The sequence below is a fragment of the Neisseria sp. WLZKY-1 genome, assembly GCF_046546535.1.
Lineage (GTDB): Bacteria > Pseudomonadota > Gammaproteobacteria > Burkholderiales > Neisseriaceae > Neisseria.
The window spans coordinates 1-11,899 of the sequence record NZ_JBKGTW010000016.1 but is presented as its reverse complement, the minus strand read 5'-3'; the positions used below and the strand labels follow the sequence as shown (position 1 = coordinate 11,899).

General features: G+C 60.1%; 11 protein-coding genes and 1 pseudogene. 8 read left to right on the top strand and 4 right to left on the bottom strand.

What is annotated here, in order from left to right:
- Positions 1–119: 119 nt before the first annotated feature.
- From ACLD9W_RS05975 to ACLD9W_RS05955, 5 genes are all read left to right on the top strand, one after another.
- A complete protein-coding gene (locus tag ACLD9W_RS05975; RefSeq protein WP_410841166.1) occupies positions 120–1,553 on the top strand; it encodes a DUF6892 domain-containing protein in 1,434 nt (477 codons plus the stop codon).
- Between the two features lie 325 nt (positions 1,554–1,878).
- Positions 1,879–2,031 carry a hypothetical protein gene (locus ACLD9W_RS05970; RefSeq protein WP_410841165.1) on the top strand — a complete coding sequence of 51 codons (153 nt, stop codon included), beginning with the start codon at positions 1,879–1,881 and terminating at the stop codon, positions 2,029–2,031.
- A 33-nt stretch (positions 2,032–2,064) separates the two neighbouring features.
- On the top strand, positions 2,065–2,226 hold the full coding sequence (locus ACLD9W_RS05965) for a hypothetical protein (protein WP_410841164.1): 162 nt from the start codon (positions 2,065–2,067) through the stop codon (positions 2,224–2,226).
- 69 nt (positions 2,227–2,295) lie between these two features.
- Complete coding sequence (locus ACLD9W_RS05960) at positions 2,296–2,691, top strand: hypothetical protein (RefSeq protein ID WP_410841163.1); 396 nt, start codon at positions 2,296–2,298, stop codon at positions 2,689–2,691.
- Positions 2,692–2,975: 284 nt separating this feature from the next.
- Positions 2,976–5,210, top strand: coding sequence for a DNA internalization-related competence protein ComEC/Rec2 (locus tag ACLD9W_RS05955; protein ID WP_410841162.1), 2,235 nt, complete (start codon positions 2,976–2,978; stop codon positions 5,208–5,210).
- A 383-nt stretch (positions 5,211–5,593) separates the two neighbouring features.
- On the opposite strand, the gene ACLD9W_RS05950 is transcribed toward ACLD9W_RS05955, so the two are convergent.
- Positions 5,594–5,824: a hypothetical protein gene (locus ACLD9W_RS05950; RefSeq protein WP_410841161.1), complete on the bottom strand. Its 231-nt coding sequence runs from the start codon at positions 5,822–5,824 to the stop codon at positions 5,594–5,596.
- Positions 5,825–6,334: 510 nt separating this feature from the next.
- Between ACLD9W_RS05950 and rlmB the strand changes: the two genes are divergently transcribed.
- The gene (rlmB, locus tag ACLD9W_RS05945; RefSeq protein WP_410841160.1) at positions 6,335–7,090 is read left to right on the top strand and encodes a 23S rRNA (guanosine(2251)-2'-O)-methyltransferase RlmB; all 756 of its coding nucleotides are present in this window, start codon (positions 6,335–6,337) and stop codon (positions 7,088–7,090) included.
- A 332-nt stretch (positions 7,091–7,422) separates the two neighbouring features.
- Here rlmB and ACLD9W_RS05940 read toward each other — a convergent pair whose 3' ends face one another.
- Positions 7,423–8,931 carry an efflux transporter outer membrane subunit gene (locus tag ACLD9W_RS05940; RefSeq protein WP_410841159.1) on the bottom strand — a complete coding sequence of 503 codons (1,509 nt, stop codon included), beginning with the start codon at positions 8,929–8,931 and terminating at the stop codon, positions 7,423–7,425.
- A gap of 125 nt (positions 8,932–9,056) precedes the next feature.
- Complete coding sequence (locus ACLD9W_RS05935) at positions 9,057–9,233, bottom strand: hypothetical protein (RefSeq protein ID WP_410841158.1); 177 nt, start codon at positions 9,231–9,233, stop codon at positions 9,057–9,059.
- Between the two features lie 165 nt (positions 9,234–9,398).
- Between ACLD9W_RS05935 and ACLD9W_RS05930 the strand changes: the two genes are divergently transcribed.
- Both ACLD9W_RS05930 and ACLD9W_RS05925 read left to right on the top strand, forming a co-directional pair.
- Positions 9,399–10,367 (top strand): hypothetical protein, encoded by a 969-nt coding sequence (locus ACLD9W_RS05930; RefSeq protein ID WP_410841157.1) that lies wholly within the window; start codon positions 9,399–9,401, stop codon positions 10,365–10,367.
- Positions 10,368–10,527: 160 nt separating this feature from the next.
- On the top strand, positions 10,528–11,607 hold the full coding sequence (locus ACLD9W_RS05925) for a hypothetical protein (protein WP_410841156.1): 1,080 nt from the start codon (positions 10,528–10,530) through the stop codon (positions 11,605–11,607).
- 115 nt (positions 11,608–11,722) lie between these two features.
- Here ACLD9W_RS05925 and ACLD9W_RS05920 read toward each other — a convergent pair.
- A pseudogene (locus ACLD9W_RS05920) lies at positions 11,723–11,899 on the bottom strand (IS110 family transposase); the annotation flags it as partial.

Sequence of the window (11,899 nt, the reverse complement as noted above, 5' to 3'; positions counted from 1 at the left end):
CGGTCTGGATGCGCTGCCGGATAAATCTGCCACACCGCACGCGTTTCCCGCCATACAGCCCAAAGCCGCCCGAACCACCCCGCCCGACTTTACCACCTCACGCAAAAAGCCAGCCCGCCATGTTCTCCTTCTTCCGCAAAAAAACCAACCCCGCCGCCAAACTTTCAGACGGCTACAGCGGCACACCCCCGCCCGAGCCCAACCCCCTGGCCGCCATGCTCGGCCACAACCTCGCCCAACTCCAACAAGACCCCGCATCCCGCAAAGCCGTGCGCCGCGAATGGCTCAAATACTTCGAGCAGCACCCGATAGCCGATTTGCGCCACTACTACACCTTCCTGTTCCGCATCCTCCAACAGGCCGCCGCGCAGCAGTGGCAACAATGGCAGGGCTTGGACGAATTCGCCGCCCTGTTTGCCCAACGTCTGTTCATCGCCGAACGCTACGACAACACCCGCCAAACCGGCGAAGTCCTCGCCCAATATGGCGCGCAACTTGCCGAACACCTCGCCGCCGCCACCGCCGCCCCGCTGCCGCCCGAAAGCCGCGCCGCAAACTGGCTCGGCAGCCTGCTCGACCTCTACTTCCACCACAGCACCCACGACCAGCCTGAAAATTTCATTCCTGCCGCCGCCCTCGTCCGCCCCTACCTGCAACGCTTCCCCGAACAATACAGCGGCTTCTTTGAAAGCTACCTCGAACAAGCCCCCGACCCCATCGCCGCCTTCGCCGCCCTGCTTGCCCTCGGCGCACAAAACCGGCAGGACTACTGCCTCAGCCAAATGTTCGGCGACGGCGACACCGACAGCTACCCCTACCAACACGCTGCCGCCATCTTCCAAGCCACCCTGCCACAATGCGGCGCGACGGAAATCGCAACCCTGCAACAACAAGTGCTGGAAGAATTCGATTTGGCGGAAAATGCTGCGAACGACAGCCGCCCCGAACTGATGAAATGGCTCAAGCGCAGCCGCCCCGTGCGGGAAAACATCCGCCTGCTCGCTGAAGCCGCGCCCGATACCCCCGCCGCCGCCACCCTGCGCGGCCTGCTGCCTGCCGCCAAACCGTCCAAACCCGCCAAAGCCGCGCCGCCGCAAACCCCGTTCCGCGACACCGCCCTCAAACTCGCCGTCATCGACGAACTCATGTACCGCCGCGACACCCTCGCGCCCCGCCTCGACTTCGACCGCTTCGCCGCCGACTGCGAAACGCGCGTCATCAGCCGCGACACCGACGGCTACGCCCCCGTGCCCGAAATCCTCGACTACTTCACCCGGCTCGACATCCCGCCCGAGATGCTCGCCACCATAGAAGAACTCCATATCGAAGACGGCTGCTCCCCGCTCTACGCCGAACTGTGGCCGTATTACGACCCCGGCTGCGACCAGATGATACCCGTCACCCGCGCCGCCATCGCAGACCTCGCCCACCTGCCCAAGCTCAAACGCATCATCGGCCTCGAAAGCCTCGACCCGCCCGCCGAATTGCTGGCTGAACTCAAAAAACGCGGCATTGAAGTGCTGACGCGGGAAGCGTACGACGAAGAAGCCTAAGCAGGTTCGGCATTAATGCCGGACAAGCAGCGGCAAATTGAAAAACGTCGGGTATCAATGCCTGACCTACGGCTTCAACAAAGTTAAAACCCCAAACCGCCCTTTCAGACGGCCTCTGCCAAGCCATCCGAATCCCCACAGCAAGCGTAGACCGTATGCCGCCCCGCAACGCACGCGGTGTCCCAACTTCAAAGGCCGTCTGAAACCCCAAACCGGAGCCAACAAAAATGTTCTCAAAACTACCCGCCCTGCCCAATCTGTCGCCCAACCAAACCAAGCAGGCGCAAGCCCTTGCCAAAAATTTCTCCGCCCGCAAAAAACGGATTTGGAAAAAGCCGACAAGCTGCTGTTTGACCTGTTTATCGCCGACAACACCGCCGCCGTCGCCATCTGTTTGGATGTTTTGACCGCGCGGCGAGGAAGAACGCGTCCCGCGCTGTCCCCATTGCGGCGGCGCGTGCATCGAATTGAGCTATAAAGCTCCCATTCCGCCCAAAGGCAAAAACCACCAATGGGCAGCGGCTACAACCCCGCCGCGCTCTCCGCAGAAAAACACAGCTTGGAGCGCGAAGCCGCCGCCCTGTCGGCTCAGTTAAACGACGCGAAAAATCCGCCCCATCCAAGCACGCCAAACACCTCCGCCGCGAACTGCGCCGCGTGCAAAACGCGCTGATGTGGCACGGCGAGCCGTCTTAGCGGCAGCAGGAAATATTTCCTACGCAAATAAGAAAGTCTGTTAATTATGGAAATTATTTTAGATAACTGGAATGGCACTCATTGCAAAGAAAAAATTTATCATATTGCTTCTTCAAAAGAACTTTTAGATATTTTGGAAAAATTAGATGAAAGGCAACATACCCTTGTGAATTTGTCTTCATCAGAAGAAAACTATCTGATGATTGGCGGAGGAAATGGCAGGTATGTGGTAACAGGAGAAGAGAACGGTTTTGTTTTTAATTTGATTAATGCGAATGAAAAAAGCACATTACAAATAGAATTAAATACCGGAGGACAGCTTGGTTTGTTTGAGCCTAAATATATATTGCCTAAAAAAACAGCGTTTGAATGTGCCGTGCAATATTTTGCAACAGGACTGATTCCCCAAGATGATTCAAAATTTTCTTGGGAAACATATTGAGCAAATGCCACCCGAGCAAGCGCAGATTTGGTTGCCAAGTCCGACACAAAGCAGCCTAAAACGCCGTCCCTCCGCTTTCAGCAAGCGTAGCCCGTATGCCGTAGGGCGTGCACCCCGCGACGCACGCGGTTTCACAGCCTCAAAGGCCGTCTGAAAAACACCCGACAAACGCGGCCTGAAAGCGGATTTCCCCTTAAAAGGAAACGTCGGATTCAGGAAGCCGAGCCACACAGCCTTTCAGACGGCCTTTTCCCAACCACCAACCCAAGCCGACAGGAGCCGCCATGCCGTTTTACCTGCTGCCCGCATTCGCCGTCGGCGTGCTGCTGTCGTTCGCTCTGCCCTTTGTGCCGCCGCCCGCAGCGTGGGCGGCGGCTTTCTGCTGCGCAGCGGCGGCTCTGCTGCGCCGGAAACGCGCGGGTTTGCTGCTTTTGCTGCTGCTTGTCGGCGCGGCTTACGGCGTGTGGCGCACGGAGGATGCGCTGGCGCGGCGGTGGCCGTCTGAAAAACAGGGCGAGACGCTGGCGGCGGCGGTGCGCGTGACGGGGCTGGCGCAGGACGACGGGCGGCGGGTGCGCTTTACCGCCGAAGCGGTGGCGGACGACGGACGAAGCTACCGCGTGCAGTTGGCCGACTACCGCCGCCGCGACTGGCCTGCCGGCAGCGTGTGGCGGCTGAACCTGCGGATGCGCGCCCCCGTCGGCGAGAACAACGCGCGCGGTTTCGGCCGCGAGGCATGGGCGCTGGCCAACGGTATCGACGCGCTGGCGACGGCGGGCGCGCAGCGGCAGGCGCTGGGGTTTGCAGACGGCCTTTCAGACGGCCTCCTGCGCCTGCGCGCAGCCGTCAGCGCAAGCTGGCGGCGGATGCCGCAGGAAACGGCCGACGGCGCGGCACTGATGCGGGCGTTGGCCGTCGGCGAACAGGACGCGTTGCGCGGCGAATGGTGGCAGGCTTTCCGCCCGCTGGGGCTGAACCATCTGGTGAGCGTGTCGGGGCTGCACGTGTCGATGGTGGCACTGCTGGCGGCGTGGCTGGCAAAACGGCTGCTGCTCGTACTGCCCGTTGCGCCGCGCCGGCCGAAGGTTTGGCTGCTGGCGGCGGGCGTGGCGGCGGCCTTGTTTTACACGGCGCTGGCGGGTTTTGCCGTGCCAACGCTGCGTTCGCTGCTGATGGTGGCGGCGGTGGCGGCCGCGTGGGCGGCGGGCGGCGCGGCTTCGGCCTGGCGCGGCTGGTGGTTTGCGCTGGCTTTGGTTTTGCTGCTCGACCCGTCGGCGGCACTGGCGGCGGGAAGCTGGCTGTCCTTCGGTTTGGTGGCAGCGCTGCTGTGGGCGGATTCGTGGCGCACGGGCAGACGCCCCTGGCCGCTTGCCGCCTTGCGCGGGCAGTGGGCGGCGACTCTGGCTTCGTCGGTGGCAACGGGTTGGCTGTTTGCCGCCCTGCCCCTTGCCTCGCCGTTGGCAAACGCGCCGATGATTCCGTGGTTTTCCTGGGTGCTGGTGCCGCTGGCGTTGGCGGCGTCGCTGCTGCCGTTTTACCCGCTGCAATACGCGGCATCATGGCTGGGCGAACAGACTTTGCAGACGCTGGCTTGGCTGGCGGCTTACGCGCCCGAATGGGGCGTGGCCGCTGCGCCGTGGCCGCTATCCGCGCTGGCGGCTGCGGCGGCCTGCGTGTGGCTGCTGCCGCGCGGCGCGGGCTTGCGGCCGTGGGCTGCGCTGGTGCTGGCGGGCTTTGTCTTCTACCGCCCCGCGCCGCCCGAACAAGGCCGTCTGAAAACCGTAGTGATCGATGTCGGACAGGGCTTGTCGGTGTATTTTCAGACGGCCTCCCACGTCCTTCTGTTCGACACGGGCACGGAAGGCGCGGCGCAGATGCAGACCCTGCCCGCCCTGCGCGCGCTCGGCGTGCGGCGGCCGGACGTGCTGCTTTTGTCGCACCACGATACCGACCACGACGGCGGCGCGCCGCTGCTGACAGCCGCCCTGCGCCCGCGTGCCGTGCTGGCCGGACAGCCCGGGTTTTACCCGCAGGCGCAAAGCTGCCGCGAGGAAACGGCATGGGAATGGGATGGCGTGCGCTTCGAGCTCCTGGACACGGGCGCGGGCGGCGCGGGCGACAACGGCCAAAGCTGCGTGCTGCGCGTGCTGGCGGGGGAAACGGCGGTGCTGGTAACGGGCGACTTGGACACGCGCGGCGAGGCCGAACTGGTACGCCGCTACGGCGACGCCCTGCGCTCGCAGGTGTTGGTGTTGGGACACCACGGCAGCAAAGGCTCGTCGTCGGGCGCGTTTGTCAACGCCGTATCGCCCGATTACGCCGTCGCCTCGGCAGGCTTCGGCAACCCCTACGGCCACCCCGCCCGCGAAGTGCAGACCCGCCTGTCCGCCCACGGCGCACGCCTGCTGCGCACCGACCGACAAGGCGCATGGCTGTTCGACAGCGGCGGCCAAACCCTGAGCGCACGCCAATGGCAGCCCAAACGCTTTTACTGGCAGCAGAAACCGTTTGCCGACTGAATCTGCGGCGGCTGGAACCGAAAACCCCGCCGCGCACCAAACTCCCTCCCCTGCGCCGCAAGCGCGGGAGAGGGTCGGGGTGGGGGCGGCAGTCTGCAGGACTTCATTTGCGCCGAAGCCTCCGCAGAAATTGCCGCAGCGGCGCAAGCCCCCACCCTAGGGTCTGTTGACAATCAGCCTTGCGGCGGTGTTTTTGGCAAAAAATACCCGCCTGCCGCGTCAAAAATGCTCGCAAGGTGTCCAACCTTACTGTGCTTTTTTCCTTGCATTCGGGCATTTTTTACTCAAAAAACCGCTTCGCAAGCTGAATGTCAACAGCCCCTAGTAAAAAAACAAGGAATATCCATTATTCAAGCCTAATGTGGATATTCCTTGGTATCAATTTAATTAATAGAGTTCATTATATCCATTTGTTTATTAACATAGGCTCCTACCAATGCCTGTACTTCGGAGCGTCTGTTTTCAGTATTGGCGTAGCTGACGGATGCCTCCAACTTGATTTTTCCTTTGTTGGTAAGTAATTCTTCCAAATCCAAAGGTATTTCGTCGGCAAAGGCGGGGATGGAAACCAGTAAAGCGGCTGCTTTACAAAAATTCTTAATATAGCTAATCATGCCCAATAGTATTATTTCTAAAATTAGAATTTTGAGAATTATCACCGTTTGAGATAATTTATGCAAATATTTTTTAATTTAAAACAACAAATAAAATGTTTATTTTCTTCTAAACTTAAAGAGTGTCTAAAAAACCTATCAGACACCGCTTACATACCTATTGTCAAAACCATCGGGCACAGTATGAGTTATATACAGGGGGAGGCGTCCCAGTGGTGCACACGTTCCATGCCATACCGGCCATCCTCCCAAAGGCCGTCTGAAAACTCATGAGATATGCTTTTCAGACGGCCTTTGCCTAAGCGCACATTTCCAATCTCATGGTTACCGGGGCAACTCCCTGTCGCAGCGGCAGAGATCATTCCCGCCGGTATCCATTCTCGGAAATGACGTTTCTAAAAGCAAAGCTTCAACGGAATGATAAAGACAAACCCGCTTTTAACTTCGTTGAAGCCCCGCTTTCAAACGGCCTGTATAATCCGCCGTTTCCCATTCCGCCGAAAACCCGTCATGTCCAACCAAAGACTCATCTACGGCTTTCACGCCGTTAACGCCCGCCTGTGGCAAAACCCCAAATCCCTTACCGAACTCTACATCCAAGAGGGCAAAAACGATGCCCGCACGCGCGAAGTGTTGGAAAAAGCCGCCGCCGAAAACGTGCGCGTGCATTTTGCCGATGCCGCGCGGCTGGATGCCATCGCCAAAGGCGCGCGCCATCAGGGCGTAGCCGGTTTTATCAATGCCTCGAAAAACCATGTCCACCTTGAAGACGTGTTGGAAAACTTAAGCGAGCCGCCGCTTCTGCTCATCCTCGACGGCATCACCGACCCGCACAACCTCGGCGCGTGCCTGCGCACCGCCGACGCAATGGGCGTGCACGCGGTCATCGCGCCGAAAGACAAAAGCGCGGGGCTGAACGCCACCGTGAGCAAAGTCGCCTGCGGCGCGGCCGAAACCGTACCCTACATCACCGTCACCAACCTCGCCCGTACCCTGCGCGAGTTGAAAGAATACGGCATCTGGATAGTTGGCACGGATATGGGCGGCAAAGCCGATTTGTACCATGCCGACCTGCCCGACAGCATTGCGTGGGTGATGGGCAACGAGGGCGAAGGCATGCGCCGCCTCACGCGCGAACACTGCGATATGCTGGTATCGATACCGATGTTCGGCACAGTGGAAAGCATGAATGTGTCCGTCAGCGCGGGCATGGTATTGAGCGAAACGCGGCGGCAACGGGTGTTGAAAACGCCGGAACGCGGTTGAGACGCTGCCCAAGGCCGTCTGAAAACAGCAAAGAGGCCGTCTGAAAGATTCAGACGGCCTCATGCCAAACCCTTGCCCTGCACTGCTACACCAATCCGCGAAGAAAGATACCGTTTCCGAACCACAAAGGCCGTCTGAAAAAACGACAAAAAAGGCCGTCTGAAAACATTCAGACGGCCTTTTTGCATTCCGGCCAAACGGGCTTTCAGACGGCCTCCACGCCAAACCCTTACCCTGCACTGCTACGCCAATCCGTACAGACAGACATTATTTCCAAACCGCAAAGGTTGTCTGAAAAAACGATAAAACGATAAAAGACCGTCTGAACGTTTTTAGACGGTCGCAAAGAAAGCGCTCCCGTTCCGTATCGGCGTTCTGCTCCCCCACTCCGACCAGCCGCCGCCGAGGGCTTTGTAAAGGCCGAGGGCGGCTTGTGCGCGTGCCAGTTGCGAGCGGATCAGGTTTTCGCGCGCTTCCTGCGCGGCCAGTTCGGCTTTCAGGGCGCTGTCGAGGGTGACGCTGCCGTGGCGGAACAGTTTGCCGCTGTCGGCGGCCTGTTGGGCAGACTGCCGCGCGGCGTCGGCGAGCAGGGCGTTTTGCCGCGTCAGGGCGGATTGTCCCTGATAGGCGGTGTCGACTTCGCCCAGAGCGGTGAGGAGGGTTTGGTCGTAGCGCAAAAGGGCGGTTTGTAGGCGGGCGTCGGCGGCCTGTATGTTGGCGCTGATGCGGCCGTTGGTGAACAGCGGCAGCTGTATGCCGACGGAAACCAGGCTGTTCCAGCCTTTCAGGTCGCTGCTGTCAAGGTCGATGCGGCCGCTTTGGCCGAGGAAGCGGATGGAGAAACGCGGCAGCAGGTCGGCTTTGGTGGAGGCAAGTTTTGCCGCGTAGGCGCGCACTTCGGCAGCGGCGGCGCGCAAGTCGGGGCGACGTTCGAGCAGCCCTTGCGGCGTTTGGCCGGACGGGGCGTCGGGCTGCTTGGCCAGCGCGTCGGTGCTGCTGTCGGGCAGGACGAAATCCTGCGGCACTTGTCCGGTGAGCACGGCGATGGCGCGCACTTGGGCGGCGTATTCTGCGGCGATGGTGCTTTGTTTGGCCTGCGCCGAGGCAAGGGCGGATCGGGCTTGGGCAACTTCGGCGTCGGTGACGTGCCCTGCTTTGAAGCGGCCTTGCAGGTAGCGCAGCATTTTTTCCAGCACGGCAACGCTGTCGGCGGCAGTTTTCAGACGGCCTTGCGCGGCACGGGCTTGGAAATAATGGTCGGCAGTGTCGGCGGCGGCCAGCAGCCGTGCGCCGTACACGGCTTCCTGCCGCCCGAGGGCGGCGTAGCGGGCGGCGTCGGCGTCGCTGCGTTTTTGCCCGAAGATGTCGGGCTCCCACGAGGCGGCAAAGCCCGCGCCCGCCATTTTGCCGCGCGCGGAAAATCCGTCTTCGGCCAGAGCGCCCGCCTGTGGCAGATGCGACAGGTTCTGCCGCAGGTTTTCGTCAAGCGGGTTGGCGCTGCCGCCGCGCCCCAAAGCCGCCAGCGCCGCCGCACCGGCCGTCGGGCCGAGGTCGGCCCGTGCCAGTTGGGCGACGGCGCGTGCTTCGTTCAGGCGGCTTTGCGCGATTCTGATGTCGAAATTCTGCGCCAGCGCACGCTCTATCAGGCTGTCGAGCACGGGATCGCGCCACTGCCGCCACCAAACGGCAATGTCGGCGCTGCCGTGCGCGGCTTGGTTTTGGCTGAAATGCTCGGGCAGACGGATGCCGCTGTCGGCGGCAATATCGATATTGCGGCAAGCACAAAGCAGAAGGGCGGCGCAGAGCGCGGCGGCAAACGGTTTGGGTTTCAACGTGGGCATGGCGGGTTTCCTTTCGGATATCGGGGAGGCCGTCTGAACAGGTTTCAGACGGCCTTTCGGCTTGAAAAACGAGCGCGTCGCGGGTCGGCATACTGCGTTATGCGGGCTACGCTTGCGTGGGCTCTTTAAATTTCCTGACGCAGATTGTTGCGTTCGATGTCGGCAATGGTTTGGTTGATAATAAGGCCGTCTGAAAGATGGGTTTCAGACGGCCTTTGTGAAGAAAGGCGTCCGAAAGGGGAAAACAAGGGTTTCAAGCCGTCTTTAACCGTGTGCGGCGCGTGGCGAAACACCCTACCCATGTAGGCTACGCTTGCTGCACATTCATCCGCGCATACCATATTTTTTTATAGTCGATTAAAATAAAAATGAGACAAGGCGGCGAGCCGTAAGGCGTACAGGTAGTACGTCAAGGCGAGCCAACGCCGTATCATTGCAATTTTAATCGACTATAGCAAGACGAAACCATGTTGCCCGTCCCCCAAACCCCGCACGCGCTCTACCGCGCCATGTTCTTCTACATCGTTGCCGCATTCGGCATCGGCTGGTTTCTGCCCGTAAACGGTGTGCTATGGGGCATACTGCTGGCCACCGCGCTGGTGCTGTATCTACGCATCCGCGCGCTGGCACGCGGCGAAAAACGGCTTTACGACCGATTCCCCGCCGGCAAAAGCGGCATCTCTTCGCTGCAATGGCTTTATTTGATGATTGCCGTAATGGGTGCGGTTGTCGCCTTTTACGGTGGCACGGCGGCCTCATACGGCGAATTGCGCGAAGCACGCGGCATCGTGCCCGCCAAACCATATAACGCAAGAACCGAATGTTATGCCAGGCAGGATGCCATATCCCAAAACGGATTCGCCCAATTCCTGCTCGGCCGCCCCTGCCGCCATGTGAGCGATACCAGCTACCTCCCCTTCCCCAACGGCGGTGAAACCCTGCATTTGAGCTGCGCCGCCGACCTGCACGACGCTTGCGAATCCGCCTACGCCCACGCGGGCAAAACGGCCGTAGTGAAATACAGCGGCTCGCGCCTGTATGAAATGGAAGTGGATGGCGTGCCAATCTACCGTTATGCCGACCAAGCCGCCCGATTCAACCGCGAACGCAAAGCCGCCCTGCTGGACGCGCTCATCGCCGTGCCGCTGTTCGCCCTGCCGCTGATGTGGTTCCACCGCCGCTTCGACGATTGGCAGAACACGCTGGCCGAAGGCGAAACCGTGCCGGACGAAACGCCGCAGTGGTGGAAATACACCGTGTTGTGCTGCTGGTATCTGCCGCTTGCCGCCGCCTTTGCATGGTCGGGCATCGGCTGGTGGCGCAACATAGACGAGCCGATTGCCTTGACCATCGGGCTGCTGTTCATCGGCGCGTTGCTGTTGTTCACCCTGCGTGGCGCGTATCGCGTGTTTCATCCGAAGCAGCCTGCATCCTAAAACGGCTTCACATCAACGGATAGTGATTCCCACACATCCGCTGACCATATCAGGCCGTCTGAAAGCAGAGGCTTCAGTAAAATGAACACTCCGTTTCCACCAAGAAACGGAGTTTCCACAAAGTTAAAGCCAAAAAAGCAGCCTGCACAAAGGACACCCCATGCACTACCAATCGCTCAACACCGCGCTGGAACAATACAGCGGCAACCTGACCCGGAATCCCGCCTCACCCAGCAGCCTCGCCCTGCATATCGACCGTCAAACGCAAGGCTACCTGAAACTCCACACGCCCGACGGCATCAGCCTCAGCCTGACTTGCCACGATGAACCCGTGTTCTGGTCGTTCTTCAGCCACGATTTATACGACACTTACCTCGTCCGCAGCTACGCCGAACGCTGGCAGGCATACCAGCCCGTCGGGCACATCGGCAGCCGCGTAAACGAACACATCGCCCGCCAACCCGCTGCCGAACAAGGCCTGTTGTGGAACAAATATTTCATCGAGCAACTCGCCGCCCACAACGCAGGGCTGCTCGGCAGCGGCGAATGGCACTTCGACTACCGCCCCGCCCAAACCCTGCCGCCGCGATGGGGAGAATGCTGGCACGACACCGCCGTGGGGCAGCCTGAAACCGACAAAAACTACGCCCAATGGCTGTTTTCAGGCAGCCGTTTCGACGCATTGGACAACAATTTCTACACCCAAGCCGAACGCTTCATCACCCTGAAAACCCACCACGCCGAAGACGGTCGTCTCAAATACTGGCGCAAACGCGCACGGCAAAACCAACTGCCGCCCGTCTTGGCGTACGAACTCCCTGCCCTATCCAACCACCAGCTGATTTTAGACGGACACCTGCGCCTCGCCGCCGCGCTTGCCGAAGGACAACTACCACCACTGATTACCATCCAAGCCACCACCGCCCGACACAGCCCGCAAACCGCCGCCGAACACGAAACCGCAAAAGCCGCCGCCCTGTCGCAATACGAAAAAATCGCCCAGCAAACCGACCACAATCCCCAAGCCTTAAACGCCGTCAGCCAACACATCGTCCAAGCTTTCGATACCCGCCCCTACCTGCTGCACACCACCCGCGCCGCCGCCGACATCGCCCCGAAAACTTGGCTGCAACAACTGCAAACCTACGCCGCGCAACACGGTTTCGCCGAAGAATTTGAACGCGTTTGGACAACAGAATCATGGCCAATGAAACGGGTAGCCGCTTTTCAGGCCGTCTGAAACCAAGTTTCAGTGCAGCCAAAAGGCCGTCTGAAAGCTCAAAAGCAAGCGTAGCCCGTATGCTGTAGCAACTGTGTTCCCCCACCCCATCGGGCAGGGCAACCAAACTCGGTGATTACGCGCATTGCGGTGCGGGTTGTTGTTCGCTTTGCTGTTCGCTTTGCCGTTCTGATTTTGTCTGCAAAGAGGCCAGATAATCCCGCATCCTTGCGTTCAGAATACGCAGAAGTTTGTGCATACACGCGTTGATGGCGACTTTGAATGGTTTGCCTTTGGCGCGCAGCCTCTCGTA

Coding starts and splice junctions, on each gene's coding strand:
- ACLD9W_RS05975 (WP_410841166.1), top strand. CDS start 120: ATGTTCTCCTTCTTCCGCAAAAAAACCAACCCCGCCGCCAAACTTTCA.
- ACLD9W_RS05935 (WP_410841158.1), bottom strand. CDS start 9,233: ATGGGTAGGGTGTTTCGCCACGCGCCGCACACGGTTAAAGACGGCTTG.
- rlmB (WP_410841160.1), top strand. CDS start 6,335: ATGTCCAACCAAAGACTCATCTACGGCTTTCACGCCGTTAACGCCCGC.
- ACLD9W_RS05930 (WP_410841157.1), top strand. CDS start 9,399: ATGTTGCCCGTCCCCCAAACCCCGCACGCGCTCTACCGCGCCATGTTC.
- ACLD9W_RS05955 (WP_410841162.1), top strand. CDS start 2,976: ATGCCGTTTTACCTGCTGCCCGCATTCGCCGTCGGCGTGCTGCTGTCG.
- ACLD9W_RS05960 (WP_410841163.1), top strand. CDS start 2,296: ATGGAAATTATTTTAGATAACTGGAATGGCACTCATTGCAAAGAAAAA.
- ACLD9W_RS05940 (WP_410841159.1), bottom strand. CDS start 8,931: ATGCCCACGTTGAAACCCAAACCGTTTGCCGCCGCGCTCTGCGCCGCC.
- ACLD9W_RS05950 (WP_410841161.1), bottom strand. CDS start 5,824: ATGATTAGCTATATTAAGAATTTTTGTAAAGCAGCCGCTTTACTGGTT.
- ACLD9W_RS05965 (WP_410841164.1), top strand. CDS start 2,065: ATGGGCAGCGGCTACAACCCCGCCGCGCTCTCCGCAGAAAAACACAGC.
- ACLD9W_RS05925 (WP_410841156.1), top strand. CDS start 10,528: ATGCACTACCAATCGCTCAACACCGCGCTGGAACAATACAGCGGCAAC.